This is a genomic window from Pseudomonas sp. GM25 (assembly GCF_000282255.1).
Classification (GTDB): Bacteria; Pseudomonadota; Gammaproteobacteria; order Pseudomonadales; family Pseudomonadaceae; genus Aquipseudomonas; species Aquipseudomonas aphyarum.
In genome coordinates, this window is record NZ_AKJQ01000086.1 from 1 (window position 1) to 22953 (window position 22953).

Genomic DNA, 22953 nt, shown 5'->3' on the forward strand with positions numbered 1-22953 from the left:
CGAATCCTGTCGAGTGCACCATATACCGAAAAGCCCGCGTTTAACGCGGGCTTTTTGCTGTCCGGGATTTGGCTTTTCCCGTCACACATCCTTTCTCATCAAAATCGATTTGAGCACTGCGGCCTCGCTTGAGGTCGTAACGATAACTCGTTGCCGAATTGCGGATGCTCACCTTGTCGGGTTTGCCCAAGGCGCTTTCAACATCCTGTTGGCTCATGCCGGCGATGATTCGTTGATTGATGATTGCCTCGCGTTTCTGTCGCGCGTCGATCAGATCTCCACATTTATCGTGAGTGCGCCCGACGACGGCCATTTCTCGTTTTTTGATATTCATACCGGATATTTCTTCGTGCCGTGCTTCGGGTATCAGTGTCACGGTCGAGCCAGGCGAGTAGGGGCGAACTTCCTGCAATGAAAGGTGCTCATCGTTCGCGCAGCTCAATGTGGTGAACGTGACGCGACCATCAGAAGCTTCGCAGCGATGAAGTGTCGTTGCGCTCCCGATGGCGGGCAGGCAGAGCAGGGTGGTCAGCATGAATCGGGATGTTTTCGATGGCATTCGGCGTCCTCCGTGACGATTGTCCTCAAGCGTAGCCGGCAGTTTTTTCACCGCCGGTGTGTTTTCTTTTCAGGATGAGTCGTCGCAGTGTGAAGGATCAGGACAGCGCTCAGCTTTGTCTCGCAAGCGCTTGTTTCAGCCACTATTTTTTAACGTTTAAAACCGTCAGGCGGTGTATCATTGCGCCCGTCAGCCCCGCCGGGGCTTATGGAAAACCTCCATGGACTTACCCAGTAGTTATTCAGTAACCCGTTTAACCAATCATGAATTGACTGATTGATCCTTCCGGCGTGCCCCGCTGCTGGGAGTGGAGTTCGCCTATGTCCGAAATCGAAGTAAAGAAAACACAGGAAAGCCTGCAGGATCGCCTGGCTCAGGTCGTCGAACTGCTGCAGCGCCAGCGGGTCGTCGAAGACCTGACTCATCGCCAGGAAGGCCCGCATCATGACCGGGTCGAGAACCTGGTCCACCGGCAAAACCTCGTCGAGCTGCAACGCAAGCTCGATGATCTGCACTCCGCCGACGTCGCCTACATTCTTGAAGCCCTGCCGCTGGACGATCGTCTGACGCTCTGGCAACTGGTCAAGGCCGATCGCGACGGCGACATTCTTCTCGAAGTATCCGATTCCGTCCGTGAAACGCTGATCGCCGACATGGACGACCACGAGCTCCTGGCTGCGGCCAAGGACATGGATGCCGACGAACTTGCTGACCTGGCCTCCGAGCTGCCGCGAGACGTCGTCCATGAGCTGATGGAGACTCTGGATCAGCAGCAACGCGAGCGTGTGCGTTCGGCTCTCTCCTACGACGAGGAGCAGGTCGGTGCGCTGATGGACTTCGAGATGGTGACCATCCGTGAGGATGTCAGTCTCGAAGTGGTTCTGCGTTACCTGCGTCGCCTGAAAGAGCTGCCGGGCCATACCGACAAACTGTTCGTGGTCGATTACGACGGCGTGCTCAAGGGCGTGCTGCCGATCAAGCGTTTGCTGGTCAATGATCCGGAGAAGCAGGTTTCCGAAGTCATGGCGAGTGACCCGGTGAGTTTTCACCCGGATGAAGACGCCTACGACGCTGCTCAGGCGTTCGAACGTTACGACTTGATCTCGGCCCCGGTGGTCGACAAGAACGGCAAGCTGATCGGCCGTCTGACCATCGACGAAATGGTCGACCTGATTCGTGAGGAGAGCGAAAGCGAAGTCCTCAACATGGCGGGTCTGCGTGAAGAGGAAGACATCTTCGCCTCCGTCTGGAAATCCCTGCGCAACCGTTGGGCGTGGCTGGCGATCAACCTGATCACGGCATTCGTCGCGTCGCGGGTGATCGGTCTGTTCGAAGGTTCGATCGAGAAGCTGGTGGCTCTGGCGGCGCTGATGCCGATTGTGGCGGGTATCGGCGGCAACTCCGGCAACCAGACGATTACCATGATCGTTCGCGCCATGGCGCTCGACCAGGTCAGCACCGGCAACACCTCGCGCCTGATGCGCAAAGAGCTGGCCGTGGCGTTGATCAATGGCCTGGTCTGGGGCGGTGTAATCGGTGTGGTCGCTTACTTGCTCTACGGCAGTTGGTCGTTGGGTGTAGTGATGACTGCCGCCATGACGTTGAACCTGTTGCTGGCGGCGTTGATGGGGGTGTTGATCCCGATGACCCTGGCGAAGATGGGCCGCGATCCGGCGATGGGCGCCAGTGTGATGATCACGGCCATGACCGACAGTGGTGGCTTCTTCATCTTCCTGGGGTTGGCGACGATTTTCCTGCTCTGACTGACTGCAATGAAACAGCCCGCCAATTGGCGGGCTTTTTTTCGCCCCTGAAAAACCCGAATTGCGGGCAAAAAAAAGCCAGCATTCATGCTGGCTTGAGATGTTCGGTTTGACTCAGGATGCGTCTGCGGCCATTTCGGCGTCGTGGGCGATCAGAGAAACCAGCGCGTTCTGTTGGCGATGGGAGAGTTGGCGGAAGCGTTGCAGCAACTCGCGTTCGTGCAGCGACAGCTCCGGGCTGTCCAGGCGCATGCTCAGCTCTTCGCCCAGTGCACCTTCCTGAATAAGACTCTGCTCAAGGCGCGCAATGATCTCGGAGTTCATGCTGCGATGATGATTGCGAGCCACCTCGGCAATGCGTTCACGCATTCCGTCTGGCAGACGTACGACGAACTTGTCAGCCGTACGGCTGGAATAAATTGCCTGTTTCAATGGGCGCATATATTTAACCGGTTAGTTCAGGGGAGCGGTTCTCGGGATTGGCCGCAGGATGTGTGGTAGGACAAGCATCCGCGCCAAATGGTTCAACCTGAATTGTTATGAGGCGCGCATCATGCCTCAAAATTGCCAGATCATTGGCGTCAATTCTGTGACAAATATTGATCCGGGTAAAGGCGTAATGCCAGCACCAATTATCAGAAATGCGGACTGGTTTGAAAAGAAAGCATCGGCCCGTATCGCTGACCGCGTCCTGAAACACGTCGACTGATGCCCGAAGGCGTCAGAACGTGCATGCTATGCGGGTTGAATCGTTGTTCCTTACCTTGTACAGGATAGTGGCAAATGGCCGATTTACTAGGGGCAAATGCCCGCCGGAGGGCGTTTTCAGGATGGATGGCAGGCTGATTTACCTCATGGGACCTTCCGGCTCCGGCAAGGACAGTCTGATCGAGGCTGCGCGTGAGCCATTGCGGGCGTTGAACTGCGAAATCATTCGACGCGTGATCACCCGTTCGGCGGAATCCGTGGGCGAGGATGCGATCGGCGTGACGCCGCAGGAGTTCGAGCAGCGTCAGCGCGCCGGCGAGTTTTCGCTGGCGTGGGAAGCCAACGGTCTCGCCTACGGGATTCCGGTGGAAATGGATCAATGGTTGAAAGCCGGTAAACACGTCCTGGTGAACGGTTCTCGGGCGAACCTGCGACAGGCGCTGGAAAGCTACCCGACACTGGTGCCGGTGTTGCTGACGGTTCAAGATGATGTCCTGCGTGAGCGCCTGCTCCGGCGTGGCCGGGAGACGCTTGAGCAGATCGATGCGAGGCTGGCCCGCAACACGCTATTCAAGGACAGGCGATCAACCGATAGCCCTGTGCACCTGATCGACAACTCGGGCGACCTGGCCGACGCCGTCAATCATCTGCTGGAACTGGTCAGGTTCAGCGCAATACCGGATCAAACTTGATCTTGCGACCGGCCACCAGCGCCAATACGAACAGCGCCGAGAAGACGCCGCAACCGATCAGCGGCAGGGATATTTCGGTTTCCTCGAATAGCGAAAAATGCCCGAGGCCACTCAATAAGGCGAGGATCAGAAATCCTGCAGCTGACTTGGACATGCTGTACTCCTGAAGATATTTCAAAAAACCAGACGTTCAGTCGAATGCGCCGGCAACGCCCGTTCAGACTCGCTGACTGCTTGCGGGGCAAAGCTCTGATCGTTCAACACCGCCCACTGCGGCGCCTTCTGCACTTGCAGGTAATGCGGCATGCGCCCGGCCACTTTCTCGTTGTCCTCGGGGACGAAGTGAAAGCCCACCAGGACGGCCAGTGCGATTGCGTTTGCGAACACGAGGGCGCTGTTCATGAGACGAGTCTCCGATTGTTCTTGTATAAGAACCGGTAAAGCAGCCGTCGTGCCAATAGTCTAACCGCTGTTAAGTCCTTTAAAAACAAGCATTTAACAGGGTTTTTCGGAGAGGGCGCATTGCATTCTGCAATGATGGCTTTTTGCGGTGATGCAAATTGCACGGTAAAACATCCGGCACCCTTGCAAGGCGCCTGCCTACACTTAAAAAGCCCTGCGGACGACATGACAAATCAGGGCCCGGCCGTTAACATGCACGCCGTCTGTCGCACCGACAGTCCTGTGTCCCAGTAGCTCAATTGGATAGAGCATCCCCCTCCTAAGGGGAAGGTTGGCAGTTCGAACCTGCCCTGGGACACCATATATTTCAAACCTTTCAGCCATTTCTGTCTTCTTCGATTAATTCCCATGGGTGCATGGTGGGTGCAAGCGACAGCAATCAGCCTGATAGCGTAATAAAGAAGCTTGACGGTCGCTGTTCTCGCCTTTACCCGAACGGAGTGCCTCCAATTGAAGATTCACACAGCAATTAGCGACAAGCTGAAGGAATCTGATTTCTTCTTGGTTCGCATGAAGGAATCAGCCCTGAGGATCGACGAATTGGGCTACTACTTCAGCGCGTTCGTAAGTGCGGCTCGAAGCGTGACCTTCGTACTCCAGTATGTCGCTAGTGATCTGGAAGGTTTTGGAGACTGGTATTCCGGTATTCAGCAAGAAATGCGGGCAAATCCTCTTTCCAAATTCATGCTTGAGGCGCGCAACGAGCACCAGAAAAGGGGGTTTAACCCTATCGGTCGAGGCGAGGTTGTGGTTAACCCTGATGGATCGCAAACAACTAACCACTATTTCTCCTATATCGGTACCGTGCCTCCTGCAGAAATTCCCGACGCAGATGTTCTGACGGCTTGTACTACTCATATGGCCGCTACCTGTAGCATTGTCGAGCGGTTCTTTGACAGTTTTGAGAGTCAGATCCATCGTCCAGATGAGGAGTTTCAGCGTAATCTCACCTGGATCGAACAAACACAGGGAGAAGGATTAACACCAGAGGCTCTGAGCGGGTACCTCTCCGATCCTCAAGTTTTGGCTGCCATACAGGTTCACTCTGAAATCAGGCCGCAAGACCAGATTTCAGTGCTGATACAGAAATATCACGCGCTCAGCAATTCTTTGAATTCCTGATCCGTAGGACCGTAGTCGTCGAGCAACTGGCGTGTCTAGCGGTCGCTCGAATGCCAAGCCCCGCGGCGAGCAGCTCTTCGACTCGCTTGTGCAGATCGGCGTCAATCGGGCGCCCCTGATACTTGCCGGCGGCCTTGGCCTTCTCGATACCCTGAGCCTGGTGCTCGCGGCGCTGTTCGTAGTCCTTGCGTGCAATTGCTGCCATCATTTCTACAAGCATAGAGTTAATGGCGCCCAGCATCCGCCCGGTGAACTCGTCGTCCTTGGTGTCCTGCATCCCCTGGTGGCTCGTTGGCAGGTCGAGCGCGACGATGCGCAGCCCCTTGGAATCAATCGTAGCCTTAAGCTTCTGCCAGTCCTTCACAGGAAGGCGTGAGAGGCTGTCTATCGACTCCACCAGCAGTACGTCACCCTTGCGCGCATCTTTGAGCAGACGCAGCATCTCAGGCCGGTCTGCGGTCGCGCCGCTGGCATTCTCCAGGTACACACTGGCAATCGTCTTATCGTGATCGGCGGCGAACTGCTCAAGTGATTCGCGGGCGCGGCTGGCGTCTTGCTCTTTGGTCGATGCTCGGAAGTATGCGCGGATGAACATGATGGTTGCCTGTATCAGTTAGGGTGTTCTCTTATTACTGTTTCACTTTGGGTGTTACTCATAAAGCTAAAAGGCTGAAAAAGGCGAAATCTGCCCGTATCTGGATAGGCATACCTTGCGTGGAACAGAGTCGTGGGTCTAAATTGCTATCACGCCATCAGCAGTCTTCTAGACAGCATGGTATGCGGGAGTGGTGATCACAGGGACGGTGCGATTTATATCGCAGCATACCTTGAAGCTTCTCGTCTGATTTATATCTGCTTCGGGGTTGGTATGACAAAAAGACAGTTGAGATTCTACGATCTGAAAGTCAAGGCTGCTGCGAGATATGAAGTAAATAACGAAATGATTTCCACAAATGTGGTCGCTTTTCCTCTTTTGGATATCATGAAACAAGCAGTCACAGTGTTCGGCTCAGTCGAATGCTTGTATAGAGAGTTACCCAATGAAATAAAGTTCTACCTCGCCGATATGTGTATAGAGGAAGACGAGTCTAAAGTTACGCTCCTTATAAATAAAAGTGATCCCACGGAGCCTGATCAAACCATTTCAAATCCTATACTTGGAGAGAGGCAGGATCTTGAAAAGCCTGATGGTTTTGGAAATGACTACTCTGCTCATGTCTGCATAAATTTAATCCCTATTGGCCCTAATCTATATTCGATGGTGTATGAGTCGCCCCGAGGGGGGATTCCCGGAGCTCAGGTTCATAGCTTTATAAATCATTTATTTCGAGAGTGCCGCGCCCATCATAAGGCTGCGTATAAAGTGGCTCATCCTGCTGGCGTAATGGAAGACGGACGCCCGGTGTTGGTTAATGCGCTTCATACGGTTGATTTAAATGGGAAGATATCAGACGACTTTTTGAACGATCTAGCAAACGGCAGCTTGGGAAGAATTGAACTCGCAAACTATAAGAACGTCGGTAGAGTGTGGGATGACAGTGCAGGGCTTAAAGAAGAGAAAAACATTATCATTCTAAGGCCCGAGGTTGCGCATCTCCCTGCGGAGGGTGTGCTGGACGCTTTAAAGCAGGCTTTCACGAAGGGTAGTAATTTTGACTATGATGAAGCAGTCATCGTGTTCAAAGATCCATATGATACACAGCATACGGTCGTAATGAATACTGAGGACTTTACCCTCTCTGATAATGAGAAATATGTCAAAAAAGCTTATATAGTCACTCCTGATGTTAATGCTAATGGATACGGTGAAATAGATAATGACATCAAAAACGCCTTATACGCAGCGCTGTAGTATTCTCGCTGGGCAATTGATAAGGCCGTTTTCTTATCTTGCCATTAAGCACGATAATAAATATCTGATGGATTGGGTGTTTCCCGCGATACTCGTTGCTTTGACGGGGGGCGCATTGTTCTTTTTGAGGGATGGTTTAAATATTTTTGGTGAGTCTGGCATATTGTCAAGAGTTCTTGGGTTTATACAAAATTTGCCAGGGTTTTATATTGCGGCTTTGGCGGCAATAGCGACATTTGGACGCTCGGATATAGATAATATTATTCCTAGTCCAACGCCTGTAATTATGGAGGTTAGAGAAGGCGAGCAAAACCCTATTCCGCTGACGCGTAGGCGATTTCTTTGCATGATGTTTGCGTTTTTGACTGCCGAATGTGTTGTTCTTATTCTTGTGTCGATCGCAGTGTTGTCTATGGCGGGTGATTATCATGGTAATCCGTTTTTCGGATTCAAAGTTTTCACTGGAGTAGGGTTTCTCGCATACATGCTTTTCTTCTATCAAATGCTCCTTGCTACCTTCTGGGGATTGTTCTACTTGGGGGATAGGATTCATCAAGCATGACTGATAGTCTGATAAGCAAAGAGCGTTAATTTATTGCCAAGTAAATAATATTCAAACCTTGTCTTCGGCAAGGATGGACGCCGAGATTATTATTCCTCCCCAACGGCGTTCACCGATGCAGATCGGTACCGGGTTACCACTGGCCGTGGTGTTTTTGGCGCTGCCGAACGCGTAGGGCGGAGTGTTTTCCGGAGATGAGCTTTGTTTGAGGCCGGTAGCTTGGGGGCTCAGCATCTGGATGACGCCGCCGGCGGCGAGTGCAATCCCTGGTGCTAAGGTCGCGCCGTTCGTTACTGAGCTCATGGCGATCAGAACCACTCCAAGTACAGTTTGAAACAGACCTGCACGCTTGCTCCCAGCGATTACCGGGACGATCCGGATCTCCTGAGCTCCACCCATCTTCAGCTCGCGCTCGCCCATGTTGTAGCGGTTCCGGAACGCTGCGAATTCGAGACCTTTCCGTTTGGCATCTGCGAGGTACTTCGCAAACCCAGGGTGATTGACGTCGATCGCTTTCACAGCTTCCCGCGTGTCGCCGGTGGAGAGTTCGTAAATGTGTTCACGTCCGAAAAGCTTCCCGGCCGATCCACCTAGCAGGATTCGCGTTTTGGTGCCGTAGTTGGTGGCCATAGCCATGGTTTACTCCTTAGTGCCTTGGGCGCTGTTGTTGGGTGCTTCAACACCTAGTCGTATGGCGAGCAGCGAGCGCGACATACGCGCCTGGTCGACCGTCACCTGTTCGTGCCGTGGGTCGTAGTTCCTGATCCGGTCGTAAATCCCCTGGTAGGCCTTGGCGCCCCGGAAGGTGCCGCGCAGAAGGTCGGCTGATACCCGGGCTTCGTCCTCGGTGAAGAACGGGCCGTCAATGGTCACCTTCTAGTCGTCGCGGACGTGCTGGAAATCCCACACCACATAATCGGAGTCGGGACCTTGTTTGAGTGGGTACGATGCAAAGCTATTTGTCTTGCACGCCTCGGCGAAACGCTCTTGGTAGGTGGTCAACGTTTTTACTCCCAATTGGGGGGGGGCGCCCCGTGACGGCCGCATTCGAACCGCTTACGCAACTTCGGATTTTTCCTCTGCGGCCTTCGGCCTGTCTCGAGCTGGGATCTTTTCAAGCCAGGTGCGCAACGCTTCTGAGCCGTCACAGCCCGACCTCCACTTTTCGAACTGGCCCGCGTAACCGGCCGAGTTCGCAACCATTCCACTGAGCGCCACTCCGACCTGAGAGGTTGTGGCAAGCGCATCGTCGTAGACGGCCAGCATTTGAGGGAGAGCGTCAATGTCATCTGCGCGAGGGGCGGCGATGCCCGCCCGGGAAAGGCTCGCTGCTGCTTCAGAGTTCAGGCCAGAGAGAATCGGATTTGCTCTCAGCACTGCTTCGACGATATCGGGGGTGACCACCCCGGCGCGCCTCGGACATGAGGTTGCGGCGTTCTTCCGGACTGAGGCCTCGCACAAGAGCTCTCAGTTCTTGGTCTGCGAAAGCCTGCGATATCACTGCTGGATCTTGGGGAGGCCGGGGAGAAGCCTTGGGTGACGGTTTCGGCCAGGGTCAGCATATCCTCGCGACTGATTGCATTGCGGGAAGAAGGGCGTCTGTCACTCCTGCGATTTTCTCTTTGCTCAAGCGCTCGATTGCGGACGAGTTGAAATCTTTGTTTTCCCGGATCGAGACGATCTCTTCGCTGAAGTCTTTGAAAGTCTCCAGCGCTAGTGTTTTGGAGCTGGCGGACGGACTCATCTATCACCTTCTCCACAACACTCGCCGCCTTTGTGCAGTCCATTCCGCTCGCCAGTGCCTGCTGAAAAAACAGCAGCGCACAGGTCGACACGATGTAGCGTCCCTTGATGTACACGATGAATCCTTTGCCGTTGGAAGGTGAGAACCGCCGCGCAGGGTAATCCTTGCGCAACGAATCTTGAACCCTCGCTTCAAGAGAACCGCTGACCCGGCCGATAACCCGTTCGGTGACTTCAGAGTCGCGCGAAATCGCTTGATAGCATTTGGCCGGCAGCTATCATCTGCGCGCCTGGAAATGGTCCATCCTCTTCAATTGCCTGGAAATCCTCGATGCTGTCGTATCACCAAAAGAGTTTTCTGATCGTCGATGATTTCTCGGATTTCCGCAGTTCCGTGCGTTCGATGTTGCGCGAGTTGGGCGTCAAGGATGTGGATACCGCCGACACCGGTGAGCAGGCGCTGAAAATGTGTGCGCAGAAGTCCTACGATTTCATCCTCCAGGACTTCCACCTCGGTGACGGCAAGAAGAACGGTCAGCAGGTGCTGGAAGACCTGATGATGGAAAAGCTGATCAGCCACGAAGCGGTGTTCGTGATGGTCACGGCCGAGACCAGTCAGGCGATGGTGCTCAGTGCCCTGGAGCACGAGCCGGACGCGTACCTGACCAAACCGTTCAACCGCTCCGGCCTGGCTCAGCGGCTGGAGCGTCTGGAGCAGCGCAAGACCCTGCTCAAGCCGATTCTGCAAGCTCTCGACCGTGGCAAACCGGTCGAAGTGCTCAACGCCTGCATCGCCCTGTGCAAACAGGACATCCGCTATTCGCCGCTGTGCCTGCGCTATCGCGCCGATGCGCTGCGCGACATGAACCAGAACGAAGCGCTCGAGCGCCTATACGACGGCATCATCGCCGACCGGCCGTTGCCGTGGGCGTTTGCCGGGTTGGGCAAATTGCTGTTCAAGCGCGGGCAGGTCAGTCAGGCCAAGGGCGTTTACGAAAAAGCCCTGAAGGTCTTCCCGATGATGCCGGCGCTGTATGACGGCATGGCTGACGTGCTGGTCGCCGAAGGCGATACCAAAGGCGCGCAGCAAGTGCTGGAGGAGGCGATTCGCCTGTCGCCGCTGGCCGTGCGCCGTCAGGCGTTGCTGGGCAAGCTGGCGATGGCCAACGAAGATTTCGACACCGCCTCCCGGGCTTATCGCCAGGCGGTGAATCAGGGCGCGCAATCGCGCTTCAAGGATCCGGAAAGCAATCTCGGCCTGGCTCACGCGCTGATCAGCAAGGGCAGCGAGCGCGGGCTCGACACCCGCACGCGTCTGGAGATCAACACCACGCTGAGCGCGGTGGCGAAAGAAAACCCGACCGATCCGGGCCTGCAGATTCGCGCGCGTCTGATGAAGGCCACGAGCCTGTTGCTCAACGATGCCGAGACCGCCGAGAAGCTCACCGAACAAGCGCTGATGCGTCTCGACGGCATGGAACAGTTCATGAGCCCCGAGGCGGCACTGCTGGTTGCCAAGCAATTGCAGATGCTCGGCCAGGCCGAGGCGGGCACTTCGATGCTCAAGAGCTGCGCGGAAATCTACGGCGATGACCCGACGGTGATGAAAGACATCGCCAAGCTCACCGACGACCCGACTATTCTCAGCTCCAGCAACGCGGCCGCCGACCTCAACCGTCAGGGCGTGCGCGTGTACAAGACCGGCAACCTGGTGGAGGCCCGCGAGGTGTTCCGCAAGGCGCTGAAGATGCAACCGAAGAACATCAGTATCGCGCTGAACATGGCCCAGTCGCTGCTGCACGGCACCGACACCAATGTGCCGTCGGCGGAGCTGGAAGAATGTCGGGCCTGCCTGAAACTGGTCGGCCTGATGCCCGACACCGACGCGCGTTATCCGCGTTATCAGAAGCTGAAAAGCAAGGCGTTTGGCGAATGAACCAAGACGAGCAGGCACTGGATTTTTCCACGGTGATCGCCTCCACCGTGCACGACATGAAGAACTCTCTGGCGATGCTGATGCAGGCCCACAGCCAATGGCTGGCGCGTCTGCCCGAGGCACAGCGCCAAGGGGCGGAGCAGGGCGTGATCGACTTCGAGTTCGCCCATCTCAACGGCATGCTGGTGCAACTGCTCGGGCTGTACAAGCTTGGGGTGAATCAGATGCCGTTGCAGCCGGCCTATCACGAGCTGGACGATTTCATCGAGGCGCAACTGGCGGCGCATCAGGAGGTGTTCGCCAGCCGTGGAATCATCGCCACTTACGAAGTCGATCCGCTCAGTCCCTTGGGCTTTTTCGACCGTGAACTGATCGCCTCGGTGCTGGGCAACTGTATCAACAACGCGATCCGCTACGCCCGTGAATCGCTGCTGATCACCGTCAGCGACGAAGCCGGTCAACTGGTGCTGAGCATCAATGACGACGGCGACGGTTACCCGGCCGAAATGCTCGAGCGCCAGTCCGATTACGTGCAAGGCATCAACCACAGCAGTGGCAGCACCGGCCTCGGTCTGTACTTCGCCGGACGCATCGCCGCGCTGCATCAGCGCAACGGTGTTGGCGGCCGGACCGAGATCCGTAATGGGGGCCCGTTGGGCGGCGGCGTGTTCAGTATTTACCTGCCCTGAATCACGGATTCATCGACCGGAATTCTTTTTGTTGGCTGCTGCTTGATATTCCGAACAGCCGAAGCCTATTTTGTCCGGGTCGCCGTTCGCGGCTCGCACAATAACAAGGATTGCGTCATGACAACCGATGGCCAGCGTTCACTCGCGCAGCGATTGACGGGCATTGATGAGATTGAATGTGTCACGCCGGATTTGAACGGCGTGCCACGGGGCAAGGTAATGACCGCCGAGGGCTTCCTCGAAGGGCGGCGTTTGCAGTTGGCCCGGGGGGTGCTGCTGCAATGCATCATGGGCGGTTATCCCGCCGCCAAATTCTATGGCAGCGATGACGGCGATCTGGCGCTGGTGGCCGATCCTGCCCAGATCCATCCGTTGCCATGGAGCGAAGAGCCACGGGCCTTTGCCATCTGTGATGCCGATGAGCTGACCGGTGAAAGCTCCAACCTGTCGACCCGTGGTCAGCTCAAGAAGGTCATTGCCCGCTACGCAGCCCTCGGTCTGGCGCCGGTGGTGGCGACCGAACTCGAATTCTTTGTGTTCGCTCCGAACACCGACCCGACCCAGCCGTTCCAGCCGCCAGTCGGTCTCGACGGGCGTCGCGAGGACGGCCACTCGGCGTTCAGCGTCAGCTCCAATAACGGTCTGCGGCCGTTCTTCAGTGAAGTCTATAAATGCATGGCGGCCCTCGGCCTGCCGCGCGATACCTTCATGCACGAAATGGGCGTCAGCCAGTTCGAGATCAACCTGCTGCACGGTGATCCGCTGCTGCTGGCCGACCAGACCTTCCTGTTCAAGCACCTGCTCAAGGAAGTCGCGCTCAAGCACGGCCTGACCGTAGTGTGCATGGCCAAACCGCTGGCGCACACGCCGGGCAGTTCGATGCACATTCACCAGAGCATCGTCGAGATCGGCAGCGGCAAGAATGTGTTCAGCGACGCGGACGGTCAGCCGACTGCGATGTTCCGCCACTTCATCGGCGGGCAGCAGGCGGGCATGGCTGACTTCACCGCGTTGTTTGCACCTAACGTCAATTCTTATCAGCGCCTGTGCCATCCGTTTGCGTCGCCGAACAATGCCTGCTGGTCCCACGACAACCGCGCCGCCGGCCTGCGTATTCCGGCCAGTTCGCCGGTTGCCCGTCGGGTCGAGAACCGCTTGCCGGGCGCCGATGCCAACCCGTATCTGGCGATCGCCGCAAGCCTGGCCGCCGGCTTGTACGGCATCGAGCATGAGCTGGAGCCAAGCGAAGCGATTCAGGGCGAGTTCGACGTGCCGGACCATCTTTCGCTGCCGTGTACCTTGCACGCGGCGCTCGAACGTCTGAAGCGCAGCCAGCTTGCAAAGGAACTGTTCGGCACGGAGTTCATCGAAGGCTACATCGCTTCGAAGACCATGGAGTTGACCAGTTTCTTTGACGAAATCACTCCCTGGGAACGCCGTGTTCTAGCAGCCCAGGCCTGACGAAATGTCGCCGTCGGGCTATCGTTTGATAGCCCGATACTTACCGCAAGGAGCCGCTCGGAACGCCGATGCGCCAAATCTGGAAATCCTTTCGAGCGCTGTATTTCGCCTCGCTGATGATGTTGATCGGCTCGGGCCTTCTTTCTACTTATCTGGCTTTGCGTCTGGCTGCCGACCATGTCGACGGGTTGTGGGTCGGTGCGTTGATGGCGGCCAACTATTTCGGTCTGGTGCTGGGCGGCAAGATCGGTCACCGCCTGATTGCCCGGGTCGGGCATATCCGCGCCTACTCGGCGTGTGCGGGGATCGTCGGCGCAGCGGTGCTCGGTCATGGTCTGGTGGACTGGCTGCCGGCCTGGCTGGTGCTGCGGACCATCGTCGGCCTCGGCATGATGTGCCAATACATGGTCATCGAGAGCTGGCTGAACGAGCAGGCTGACGCCAATCAGCGCGGCCTGGTGTTCAGCGGCTACATGATCGCATCGTATCTGGGGCTGGTGCTCGGTCAGCTGATTCTGGTCATGCACCCGGGCCTGGGCCTGGAACTGCTGATGCTGGTCGCGCTGTGCTTCGCACTTTGTCTGGTGCCGGTGGCACTGACCCGGCGGATTCACCCGGCACCGCTGCATCCGGCGCCGATGGAGCCGCGCTTCTTTATCAAGCGAGTGCCGCAGTCGCTGAGCACGGTGCTCGGGGCCGGGTTGATCATCGGTTCGTTCTACGGTCTGGCGCCGCTGTATGCCTCGCAGCAGGGGCTGTCCACCGAACAGGTCGGTCTGTTCATGGGTAGCTGCATTTTTGCCGGGCTGGTGGTGCAGTGGCCGTTGGGCTGGTTGTCCGACCGCTATGACCGGGCGCTGCTGATCCGCTGTTTTGCTTTCTTCCTGGCGATTGCCGCGTTGCCGCTGGCGATTCTGCCGCAGGTGCCGCTGGAGGTGCTGTTCGTGGTCGGCTTCCTCTGCTCGCTGGTGCAGTTTTGCCTGTACCCGCTGGCGGTGGCGTTCTCCAACGACCACGTCGAAGGCGAGCGCCGGGTGTCGCTGACGGCAATGTTGCTGGTGACTTACGGTGTGGGCGCCAGTATCGGGCCGCTGGCGGCCGGGGTGCTGATGAAGCTGTTCGGGCCGCAGAGCCTGTATGCGTTCTTCACCTTTTTCGCGTTGGTGCTGGTGTGGCGGATCCGGCCGAAAGCCGTGACCAATTTGCACCAGGTCGACGATGCGCCGCTGCATCACGTGGCGATGCCGGACAGCATGTCCAGTTCGCCGCTGGTAGCAGCGCTTGACCCGCGGGTTGACGAGCAGGTGGTGCAGGAGCAGATGCAGAATACGGTCGCTCCAGAGCCTGAACCGGAGCCGGAACCAGAACCTGTCGTGCCAACCGACTCGACAGTCGAGGGCGAAGGGCCGGACATCACTCCCGCCAAGCCTTGATCCGGGCATAAAAAAACGGGCAGTCACCGTAGTGGCTGCCCGTTTTTTATGCCTGCCGATCAGAGATCGTCTTTATCGAACCGACGCGCTTCGCGTTGCAGTTGATAAACGAAACGCTCGACGTTGCGGGCCGCCGGGCCGCTGATGTTGTGAAAGCGCAGGCCGGCGAAGGTGATGTTGAGTTTTTCTTCGAAGTGCAGGTAACGCAGCTCGACCGATACCGGTTGGTTGCCGAACAGCGGCGCGGCGATCAGGCGATCATAGACCTGGCCCAGTTGCAGGCGGTCGGTGATGTCGCCTTCAAAGCGCAGTTTGCAACCCGTGGCCGAGATGTCCAGCAATTTGCCATCCAGCGGTGCCTTGAGCTTTTCGCCGCCGAGCACGACGCTGACCAGATCGGTCAGTTTCAGTGCGGCGCGAAAGGCATTGCGGCGCTGGTGATAAACCACTTCGGTGGGCAGGTCGCCGGTGTAGAAGCGGTCGCCGTCGGAATCCTTGATGCTCAGCGTGCCTGTGCATTCCCAGGCAATGCGCACGCCATCATGAAAGCCCTCAACCTTGAACGGTTCGCCTGCTTCCAGAAAACGTTCGCCGTCGCGCGGGATCATTTCATCAAGCTTGATCGAACCGTTTTCGCGATCGACTTCAATCAGGTAGCTCTGGAAGCGCTGGCTACGCTCGTGGAACGTAATGATCAGCGGATCGTGGCTCTCTTGCAGCTGGCGCAGATTGCTGGAGATCTCCAGGGGCGTGGTGAGCACCTTTGGGGGCTGCGGAGCGTCATCGTTGGACACGTTAAATCAATCTCCAGACAAAATTTGACTACGGCTGGCCAGTATTTTGCCAGCATGTTTCGCACGTTGATAGGGCGCAAGCATAGAAGAAAGCATCACGCCTGGCTGAGCGCGCGCGGTTTCTGCAGTTTGGAGAAGGTGCCGCTGGCATCGTAGAGCGCGGGAGGCTCGCCGCCGGTGAGGATTTTCAGCTGATTGGCCGTAGCGGCCTGCTGCATGATGATCGACTGGCCGTTCTTGACGTTGGCCGCCTGGCACTGGGCAATCAGGTCGGTCAGAACATCGCTCTGGCTCAGTAACTGGTCGCCGATGCTCGACTGGCTGGCCAGTTGTTCCAGACCTGCGCGGTCGAGGGACAGGTTGAGACTGGCGAGGATTTCGCTGCGCTTGCGGCCATGCTGTTCGAGCAGAATGATCAATGCCTGTTTGCGCGCCAGAATTTCTTCCAGCAGAGGCATGTCGCGACCGTGCAAGGCGAGGGACTCGGTTTGCAGTAACTCCAGCAATTGTTGAGCTGGAGCAAAGTCGTCGGTGATCAGTTGCAATAAATTAGTGTCGTGCATGGCTGGCCTTGGGTTTTAAGCGTCCAAAAGCCTGGCGCTGACCGAGGCCTAGCGCTGGGCTTCGAAATTGAGCAGTTTGCTGGCTACACGGTTGCTGTCGACTTTGTAGCTGCCATCGGCAATCGCTGCTTTCAACTCGGCCACGCGGGCTTTATCGACGGCAGGCTGATCGCGCAGCTTGTCAGTGACCTTCTGCAACTGTTGAGCCTCATTGCTGAGGTGTACCGATTCCCCGCTTTTTGCGGTACTGGCCTGTTCGGCCGGGGTATTCAGCGGCGCGGAAGTGCCGGTTTCGGCGGTTTCCTTGGCGTTGCTGGTACGCGTACTGCCCGTAAGTGACGAGGAGCTGTTCAAACGGCTGAAATCGATGACCATGTTAAAAACCTCTGGGAATTTGGACGCTTGCCATGTTCTCGGCCATCCCCTGGAAAACTTTAGGCTCATTTAGCAATGAGCTTGCATGCGCCGTTGCAGATCCTGCTGCGGCACAGTTTAGGGAACAGCTCTGGTCAGCGCCAGTTTTCTGCTCGAGTACTCAGGGGCTTTTCAAATATCCGTTCATACGGCCGCTCACATCACCGCTACATGGCCGCTCACATGGCAACTTCCACCTGGCCCGGCGCGATAACCTGCGCCTTGATAACCCGTTGGGAATTGAGGTTTTTCACCCGAATCTGTTCTTTCAGGCCACCGTTGGACAGGGCTTCGCCCGGCATCCGGACGGCGAGGGTGCCGCTGCGGGCGGTGATCACCACTTGATCGCCCTTGCGAACCACTTCCGCCTGTTCCAGATGCACCAGGGTGATGACCTGATCGGCTACCGTTGGTCGGGTCAATTTCTGGCCGATGGCTTCATCCACCGACGTCAGGAAACCCTGATTGATCGTGCTGACGTCGCGCTCGCGCAAGGTCACGTCCTGAGGCTCGATGATGCCGGCGCGTTTGAGTGGCCGCGTGGTGGTGACAATCTCGCGAAACAGGCGGACTTGAGCGGGCACGAACACCGTCCAGGGGGAGGCGCCTTCGCAGCGGACCTTGACCGTGACACGGCCCAGAGGGCGTGCCGGACTCTCCAGTGTCGCTGTCAATTCCTTGTCGCACATAGGCATGCGCATGCGGGGATCGAGCTGGTTGACCTCGATTTCATAACGGCCTTCCGTTTGACTGGTAGCCAGATAGTCTTCTACGGTGAATTCAAGAAAGCCCTGAGTGACGCCGATAAGCATGTCAGGCAAGGTAACCGCATCAGCACCGGCAGGGCTGCCAGCGAAAAAAAGGCAAACGGCGGACATCGCGCAAAGCCCTCTGCGGAGGGGAGATGTCAGGCGTCGGAAAAATGTCGTTTGAGCGTTCATACGAGTTAAAAAGCAAGCGCCGTGCCGTTTAGCAATGAATGTGCGTCGCAACAACACTTGGCGTTGGTGTAGGAGTCTGGGCATGGCTGGTGTAATGGATTCGGTGAACCAGCGCACGCAACTGGTGGGGCAGAATCGCCTGGAGCTGTTGTTGTTCCGTCTCGACGGCCAGCAGCTCTACGGGATCAACGTGTTCAAGGTTCGGGAAGTGCTGCAATGCCCGCAACTGACGCTGATGCCCAAGTCCAGTCCTGTCGTGTGCGGGGTGGCGAATATCCGGGGGGCGACCATTCCGATCCTTGATCTGGCGATGGCGACCGGCTCCGGTGCTTTGAAAGACAAGAACAGTCCGTTCGTGATCATCACGGAATACAACACCAAGACCCAGGGTTTCCTGGTGCGCTCGGTGGAACGTATCGTGAACATGAACTGGGAAGAGATTCATCCGCCGCCCAAGGGCACCGGACGCGATCATTACCTGACCGCTGTGACTCGGGTCGACAATCAGTTAGTCGAAATCATCGACGTCGAGAAGGTGCTGGCGGAAGTTGCGCCGACCCCGGAAGCGATTTCGGTCGGCGTGGTGGATGTCGAGACCCAGAGCAAGGCGTTGTCGCTGCGGGTGCTGACGGTCGATGACTCGTCGGTGGCGCGCAAGCAGGTGACGCGTTGCCTGCAGACGGTCGGTGTCGAAGTGGTGGCGTTGAACGACGGCAAGCAGGCGCTGGATTACCTGCGCAAGCTGGTCGACGAGGGCAAGAAGCCGGAAGAAGAGTTCCTGATGATGATCTCCGACATCGAAATGCCGGAGATGGACGGGTACACCCTGACGGCCGAGATCCGCAGCGACCCTCGCATGCAAAAGCTTCATATCATCCTGCATACTTCGTTGTCGGGTGTGTTCAATCAGGCGATGGTCAAGAAAGTCGGTGCCGATGACTTCCTGGCCAAGTTCCGTCCTGATGACCTGGCATCCCGGGTAGTCGACCGGATCAAAGCAGCAGATATCAGCTAAGGGCCTTCTGCCCCTGGCGTTCAACACGATTTAAGAGGCGGCATCATTTGTCTACGGGTAATTTGGATTTCGAACAGTTCCGGGTCTTCCTGGAAAAAGCCTGTGGCATTTTGCTCGGTGAAAACAAGCAGTACCTGGTGTCGAGCCGTCTCAACAAACTGATGGAGCAGCAAGGCATCAAGTCCCTGGGTGAGCTGGTACAGCGCATCCAGACCCAGCCGCGCAGCGGTTTGCGCGAGCAGGTGGTCGATGCCATGACGACCAACGAAACCCTGTGGTTTCGTGACACCTATCCGTTTGAAGTCTTGAAGAACAAGGTGCTGCCCGAGGCGATCAAGGCCGCTCCCAACCAGCGTCTGCGGATCTGGTCGGCGGCCTGCTCGTCGGGTCAGGAACCCTATTCGCTGTCGATGTCGATCGACGAGTTCGAGCGGACCAACATCGGCCAGTTGAAGATGGGCGTGCAGATCGTTGCCACGGATCTGTCCGGCAGCATGCTGACCAACTGCAAGACCGGCGAGTACGACAGCCTGGCGATCGGTCGCGGTCTGTCCGCCGATCGTCTGCAGCGCTACTTCGACCCGAAAGGGCCGGGACGCTGGGTGATCAAGGCGCCGATCAAGAACCGGGTGGAATTCCGCTCGTTCAACCTGCTCGACAGCTACGCAAGCCTGGGCAAGTTCGACATCGTGTTCTGCCGCAACGTGCTGATCTACTTCTCCGCCGAGGTGAAGAAGGACATCCTGTTGCGCATCCACAGCACGCTGAAACCGGGCGGTTATCTGTTCCTTGGCGCTTCCGAGGCGCTGAACGGTCTGCCGGATCATTACCAGATGGTTCAGTGCAGCCCGGGGATCATCTACCAGGCGAAGTGATCAAGACCGGCAACACAAGAAACGGGAGTCCTCAGGGGCTCCCGTTTTTTTATGCCTGAAGGTTTTGCCGGTGGCAGGTGGCGGCAGAAAAGCGGCATCCGGCGGAAACCGGTTGCCGCTTTTCTGGCATTGCCGCGTTGCCGGTTCGGCGCAAAGCCCCGTAATCCGGGGCTTTCTCAAACTGGCACGCCGCTTGCTATAACCCTGTTACGAAAAATCCGGTCACCTGAAGGTTCCCGACATGAGCATCAGCTTCGATAAAGCGCTCGGCATTCACGAAAAGGCTCTGGGCTTCCGCGCCCAGCGTGCCGAAGTGCTGGCCAACAACATCGCCAACGCCGACACCCCGAACTACAAGGCGCGGGATCTGGAGTTCTCCAAAGTGCTCGAAGCACAGAGCCAGAAGAACGCCAACGGCACCATCGCCCTGAACATGACCAACAGCCGTCACATCGAAGCTGAAGGCCTGGGCAATGGCGACGAGTCGCTGATGTATCGCACGCCGATGCAGCCGTCGATCGACCAGAACACCGTGGACGCCCAACTGGAACAGTCGAACTACGCGGAAAACGCCGTCGGCTTCCAGGCCAGCTTCACCCTGCTCAACAGCAAATTCAAAGGGCTGGTCTCAGCCCTGCGCGGAGAGTAATCCATGTCCCTGTCCAGCGTTTTCAACATTGCCGGCAGCGGCATGAGCGCCCAGACCACCCGTCTCAACACCGTGGCTTCGAACATCGCCAACGCCGAGACCGTCTCGTCGAGCATCGACCAGACCTACCGTGCCCGTCACCCGGTGTTCGCCACCATGTTCCAGGGCGGCCAGAGCGGCGGCAGCAATTCGCTGTTCCAGAACCAGGACGCGGCCGGCCAGGGCGTGCAGGTCATGGGCGTGGTCGAAGACCAGAGCAACCTCGAAGCGCGCTACGAGCCGAACCATCCGGCAGCCGACGCCAAGGGCTACGTCTACTACCCGAACGTCAACGTGGTTGAAGAAATGGCTGACATGATTTCCGCGAGCCGGTCGTTCCAGACCAACGCCGAAATGATGAACACCGCCAAAACCATGATGCAGAAGGTACTGACCCTCGGTCAGTAATAAGGGGCGACTGCCATGAGTGTTACCGATACCACCAGCAGCCTGACGATGAACGACATACTGGCCAACTCTTCGAAGAAGACCAGTAGCACGACCACCGGCGGCATCGCTTCGGCCACCAACAGCTCGACCGGCGGCCAGGCCCTGGGCAAGGACGCGTTCCTGCAACTGCTGGTCACCCAGCTGAAAAACCAGAACCCGCTCGACCCGCAGGACAACAGCGCATTCGTTGCCCAGCTGGCGCAGTTCAGCAGCCTTGAGGGGATTACCACCCTCAACAGCACCGTCAGCTCGCTGGCCGGCAACTACAACTCGTCGCAAGCCCTGCAGGCTTCGTCGCTGGTCGGCCGCAACGTGATCGTGCAGACCAACACGGTTCAGCTGGACGACCCGAGCAAAGGCATGACCGGTTCGGTCACTGTTCCTTCATCGATTGCCGGCGGCACCGTCTCCATCACCGACAGCAGCGGCACCGTTGTTCGCACCATCGATCTGGGCAGTCGCGCCGCAGGCGACGCGAGCTTCACCTGGGACGGCAAGGACAAGGACGGCAACCTGGTGAAAACCGGTACCTACACCGTCAAGGCCAACGCCTCGATCAACGGCACCGCGACCGACCTGGCGACCTACCTGCCAGCCACGGTCACCAGCGTGACGATCAGCCAGACCGGTGGCGAGCTGATGCTCAACCTGTCCGGCAAGGGCACCGTTGCCCTGTCCAAAGTACAAACCATTGGTATATAGAGCCGACTAACCGGCACAAAGGAGTGGAATATGTCTTTCAATATCGGCCTTAGCGGTCTCTATGCAGCCAACAAGCAACTGGACGTGACCGGCAACAACATCGCCAACGTCGCGACCGCCGGTTTCAAATCGTCCCGTGCAGAATTCGAAGACGTCTACTCGGCGACTCGCCTGGGTAGCGGCAGCAAGGTCATCGGTAACGGTGTGCGCCTGGCCAACGTTTCCCAGCAGTTCACCCAGGGTGACATCAACAACACCGGCAACGTGCTGGACATGGGCATCAACGGTTCGGGCTTCTTCACTCTGAGCAACAACGGCTCGATCTCCTACACCCGTGCCGGTACGTTCAAGGTCGACAAGGACGGCTTCATCACCAACACCGACTACACCTCGCGTCTGCAAGGCTACGGTGTGGATTCCAACGGCAAGGTCATCAACGGCGTGTTGACCGATCTGAAGATCGACACTTCGAACCTGGCGCCGAAGTCCACCTCGCTGGTGACCTCGACCATCAACCTGAACTCGACCGCTCCGGTGATCGACGACACAGCGGCGGCCGGCAAGTTCGACCCTAGCAAAACCGAGACTTACACCAAGTCGTTCAGCACCCCGATCTATGACAGCCAGGGTAACGCCCACGTCATGGACCAGTACATGGTGAAAACCGGTGCCAACACCTGGAAGGTCTACACCCTGGTAGACGGTCGTAACCCGGATGCTACCGGTAGCGATCCGAAAGTCACCGCACCTGTTGCTTCGACCATGACCTTCGACTCCACCGGTCAACTGACTCAGGTCAGCACGCCGCCTGCCGTGATCAGCAGCGACCTGAAACTCACTGGCTGGGTACCGGGTACTGTCACCAACGGTGTGTGGAAGGCCAACGGCGCTTCGGCGAACGCGGCTGGCATCACCATTTCGATGGCCAAGACCACTCAGTTCAACGCTGACACCGCGCGTTCGATCCCGACTCAGGATGGTTACGCGACTGGCCAGATCACCAACCTGACCATCGACGGTACCGGTACGCTGTTTGCCAACTTCAGCAACAACCAGAGCAAGGCCATCGGCCAGGTTGCGCTGGCGAGCTTCACCAACGAGCAGGGTCTGCAGCCGATTGGTGGTACCAGCTGGAAAGAGACTTACGCTTCGGGTATTCCGGGCTACGATGCGCCGGAGACCGGTACGCTGGGTTCGGTTGTTTCGAACTCGCTGGAGGAGTCGAACGTTAACCTGACCAATGAGCTGGTTGATCTGATCAAGGGTCAGAGTAACTATCAGGCGAATGCGAAGACCATTTCGACTCAGAGCACTATTATGCAGACCATTATTCAGATGACTTGATTCTGGGTTTTGGCTGGTTAAGGAGCCCCTCTTTTTGAGGGGCTTTTTTTTGGCTGCGGTTTGGGGTGTTTATCCGTTGCTTCGGGTGCTGCCGCTGGCGGTTTCGCCCTTACGGCGAGTCCCTTTTGCAAACGCCCAAAAGGAACCAAAACGCTGGGCCCCTGCGTTCGGCACCTCGCTTTGGC

Annotated in this window: 28 protein-coding genes and 1 tRNA gene; 17 read left to right on the forward strand and 12 right to left on the reverse strand. The window is 57.3% G+C overall.

The window, feature by feature from the left end; all coding sequences use genetic code 11:
• Positions 1-40: 40 nt before the first annotated feature.
• Complete coding sequence (locus PMI24_RS28230) at positions 41-559, reverse strand: hypothetical protein (protein WP_007960285.1); 519 nt, start codon at positions 557-559, stop codon at positions 41-43.
• Between the two features lie 320 nt (positions 560-879).
• On the opposite strand from PMI24_RS28230, the gene mgtE reads away from it, so the two are divergent.
• Positions 880-2322 (forward strand): magnesium transporter, encoded by a 1443-nt coding sequence (mgtE, locus tag PMI24_RS28235; RefSeq protein WP_007960287.1) that lies wholly within the window; start codon positions 880-882, stop codon positions 2320-2322.
• Between the two features lie 114 nt (positions 2323-2436).
• Here mgtE and PMI24_RS28240 read toward each other — a convergent pair whose 3' ends face one another.
• A complete protein-coding gene (locus PMI24_RS28240; RefSeq protein ID WP_003178899.1) occupies positions 2437-2763 on the reverse strand; it encodes an Arc family DNA-binding protein in 327 nt (108 codons plus the stop codon).
• A gap of 389 nt (positions 2764-3152) precedes the next feature.
• Here PMI24_RS28240 and phnN point away from each other — a divergent pair, with 389 nt between their 5' ends.
• Positions 3153-3722 (forward strand): phosphonate metabolism protein/1,5-bisphosphokinase (PRPP-forming) PhnN, encoded by a 570-nt coding sequence (phnN, locus tag PMI24_RS28245; RefSeq protein ID WP_007960289.1) that lies wholly within the window; start codon positions 3153-3155, stop codon positions 3720-3722.
• On the opposite strand, the gene PMI24_RS28250 is transcribed toward phnN, so the two are convergent.
• Complete coding sequence (locus tag PMI24_RS28250) at positions 3697-3876, reverse strand: PA3371 family protein (RefSeq protein WP_007960291.1); 180 nt, start codon at positions 3874-3876, stop codon at positions 3697-3699. The genes phnN and PMI24_RS28250 overlap by 26 nt on opposite strands.
• Before the next feature lie 20 nt (positions 3877-3896).
• The gene (locus PMI24_RS28255; protein ID WP_007960293.1) at positions 3897-4124 is read right to left on the reverse strand and encodes a hypothetical protein; all 228 of its coding nucleotides are present in this window, start codon (positions 4122-4124) and stop codon (positions 3897-3899) included.
• A 284-nt stretch (positions 4125-4408) separates the two neighbouring features.
• Here PMI24_RS28255 and PMI24_RS28260 point away from each other — a divergent pair.
• Both PMI24_RS28260 and PMI24_RS28265 read left to right on the forward strand, forming a co-directional pair.
• Positions 4409-4485: transfer RNA gene (locus PMI24_RS28260), tRNA-Arg, on the forward strand.
• Positions 4486-4634: 149 nt separating this feature from the next.
• On the forward strand, positions 4635-5306 hold the full coding sequence (locus tag PMI24_RS28265; protein ID WP_007960295.1) for a hypothetical protein: 672 nt from the start codon (positions 4635-4637) through the stop codon (positions 5304-5306).
• On the opposite strand, the gene PMI24_RS28270 is transcribed toward PMI24_RS28265, so the two are convergent.
• A complete protein-coding gene (locus PMI24_RS28270; RefSeq protein ID WP_007960298.1) occupies positions 5284-5901 on the reverse strand; it encodes a recombinase family protein in 618 nt (205 codons plus the stop codon). The two genes, PMI24_RS28265 and PMI24_RS28270, sit on opposite strands and share 23 nt — an antisense overlap.
• Before the next feature lie 132 nt (positions 5902-6033).
• Between PMI24_RS28270 and PMI24_RS28275 the strand changes: the two genes are divergently transcribed.
• Positions 6034-7158 carry a hypothetical protein gene (locus tag PMI24_RS28275; protein WP_007960300.1) on the forward strand — a complete coding sequence of 375 codons (1125 nt, stop codon included), beginning with the start codon at positions 6034-6036 and terminating at the stop codon, positions 7156-7158.
• Positions 7124-7720: a hypothetical protein gene (locus PMI24_RS28280; RefSeq protein ID WP_007960308.1), complete on the forward strand. Its 597-nt coding sequence runs from the start codon at positions 7124-7126 to the stop codon at positions 7718-7720. The genes PMI24_RS28275 and PMI24_RS28280 overlap by 35 nt, the downstream gene beginning before the upstream one ends.
• A 51-nt stretch (positions 7721-7771) precedes the next feature.
• Here the strand turns inward: PMI24_RS28280 and PMI24_RS28285 are convergent, their stop codons facing one another.
• The 3 genes from PMI24_RS28285 to PMI24_RS29285 all read right to left on the reverse strand — a co-directional run bounded on the left by PMI24_RS28285 (position 7772) and on the right by PMI24_RS29285 (position 9124).
• Entirely contained in the window at positions 7772-8356 is a 585-nt protein-coding gene (locus tag PMI24_RS28285) for a tail assembly protein (RefSeq protein WP_007960311.1), read from the reverse strand.
• Between the two features lie 3 nt (positions 8357-8359).
• Positions 8360-8593, reverse strand: a complete 234-nt coding sequence (locus PMI24_RS29580) for a hypothetical protein (RefSeq protein ID WP_238553914.1) — start codon at positions 8591-8593, stop codon at positions 8360-8362.
• Positions 8594-8776: 183 nt separating this feature from the next.
• Positions 8777-9124 (reverse strand): hypothetical protein, encoded by a 348-nt coding sequence (locus PMI24_RS29285; protein ID WP_052026256.1) that lies wholly within the window; start codon positions 9122-9124, stop codon positions 8777-8779.
• A 128-nt stretch (positions 9125-9252) separates the two neighbouring features.
• On the opposite strand from PMI24_RS29285, the gene PMI24_RS29290 reads away from it, so the two are divergent.
• From PMI24_RS29290 to PMI24_RS28315, 5 genes are all read left to right on the forward strand, one after another.
• Positions 9253-9606, forward strand: coding sequence for a hypothetical protein (locus PMI24_RS29290; protein ID WP_157222962.1), 354 nt, complete (start codon positions 9253-9255; stop codon positions 9604-9606).
• 188 nt (positions 9607-9794) lie between these two features.
• Positions 9795-11399, forward strand: coding sequence for a tetratricopeptide repeat-containing response regulator (locus PMI24_RS28300; protein ID WP_007960315.1), 1605 nt, complete (start codon positions 9795-9797; stop codon positions 11397-11399).
• Entirely contained in the window at positions 11396-12088 is a 693-nt protein-coding gene (locus tag PMI24_RS28305; RefSeq protein WP_007960318.1) for a sensor histidine kinase, read from the forward strand. The genes PMI24_RS28300 and PMI24_RS28305 overlap by 4 nt, the downstream gene beginning before the upstream one ends.
• Positions 12089-12307: 219 nt before the next feature.
• A complete protein-coding gene (locus tag PMI24_RS28310; protein ID WP_162831797.1) occupies positions 12308-13549 on the forward strand; it encodes a glutamine synthetase family protein in 1242 nt (413 codons plus the stop codon).
• 68 nt (positions 13550-13617) lie between these two features.
• Entirely contained in the window at positions 13618-14982 is a 1365-nt protein-coding gene (locus tag PMI24_RS28315; RefSeq protein ID WP_007960320.1) for an MFS transporter, read from the forward strand.
• Between the two features lie 59 nt (positions 14983-15041).
• On the opposite strand, the gene PMI24_RS28320 is transcribed toward PMI24_RS28315, so the two are convergent.
• The 4 genes from PMI24_RS28320 to flgA form a co-directional block, all read right to left on the reverse strand.
• Positions 15042-15776: a flagellar brake protein gene (locus PMI24_RS28320; protein WP_007960322.1), complete on the reverse strand. Its 735-nt coding sequence runs from the start codon at positions 15774-15776 to the stop codon at positions 15042-15044.
• Positions 15777-15871: 95 nt separating this feature from the next.
• Entirely contained in the window at positions 15872-16339 is a 468-nt protein-coding gene (locus PMI24_RS28325) for a flagella synthesis protein FlgN (protein WP_007960323.1), read from the reverse strand.
• 48 nt (positions 16340-16387) lie between these two features.
• Positions 16388-16714, reverse strand: coding sequence for a flagellar biosynthesis anti-sigma factor FlgM (gene flgM / locus PMI24_RS28330; RefSeq protein WP_007960324.1), 327 nt, complete (start codon positions 16712-16714; stop codon positions 16388-16390).
• A 218-nt stretch (positions 16715-16932) separates the two neighbouring features.
• Positions 16933-17694, reverse strand: a complete 762-nt coding sequence (flgA, locus tag PMI24_RS28335) for a flagellar basal body P-ring formation chaperone FlgA (protein ID WP_081493604.1) — start codon at positions 17692-17694, stop codon at positions 16933-16935.
• Positions 17695-17776: 82 nt separating this feature from the next.
• On the opposite strand from flgA, the gene PMI24_RS28340 reads away from it, so the two are divergent.
• From PMI24_RS28340 to flgE, 6 genes are all read left to right on the forward strand, one after another.
• On the forward strand, positions 17777-18709 hold the full coding sequence (locus PMI24_RS28340) for a chemotaxis protein CheV (protein ID WP_007960326.1): 933 nt from the start codon (positions 17777-17779) through the stop codon (positions 18707-18709).
• A gap of 47 nt (positions 18710-18756) precedes the next feature.
• Positions 18757-19584 carry a protein-glutamate O-methyltransferase CheR gene (cheR, locus tag PMI24_RS28345; protein ID WP_007960327.1) on the forward strand — a complete coding sequence of 276 codons (828 nt, stop codon included), beginning with the start codon at positions 18757-18759 and terminating at the stop codon, positions 19582-19584.
• Between the two features lie 241 nt (positions 19585-19825).
• Positions 19826-20233 (forward strand): flagellar basal body rod protein FlgB, encoded by a 408-nt coding sequence (gene flgB / locus PMI24_RS28350; protein WP_007960328.1) that lies wholly within the window; start codon positions 19826-19828, stop codon positions 20231-20233.
• A gap of 3 nt (positions 20234-20236) precedes the next feature.
• The gene (flgC, locus tag PMI24_RS28355) at positions 20237-20680 is read left to right on the forward strand and encodes a flagellar basal body rod protein FlgC (protein WP_007960329.1); all 444 of its coding nucleotides are present in this window, start codon (positions 20237-20239) and stop codon (positions 20678-20680) included.
• Positions 20681-20695: 15 nt separating this feature from the next.
• Positions 20696-21424: a flagellar hook assembly protein FlgD gene (flgD, locus tag PMI24_RS28360; RefSeq protein ID WP_007960332.1), complete on the forward strand. Its 729-nt coding sequence runs from the start codon at positions 20696-20698 to the stop codon at positions 21422-21424.
• Between the two features lie 30 nt (positions 21425-21454).
• Positions 21455-22768, forward strand: coding sequence for a flagellar hook protein FlgE (gene flgE / locus PMI24_RS28365; RefSeq protein WP_007960334.1), 1314 nt, complete (start codon positions 21455-21457; stop codon positions 22766-22768).
• Positions 22769-22953 lie beyond the last annotated feature (185 nt).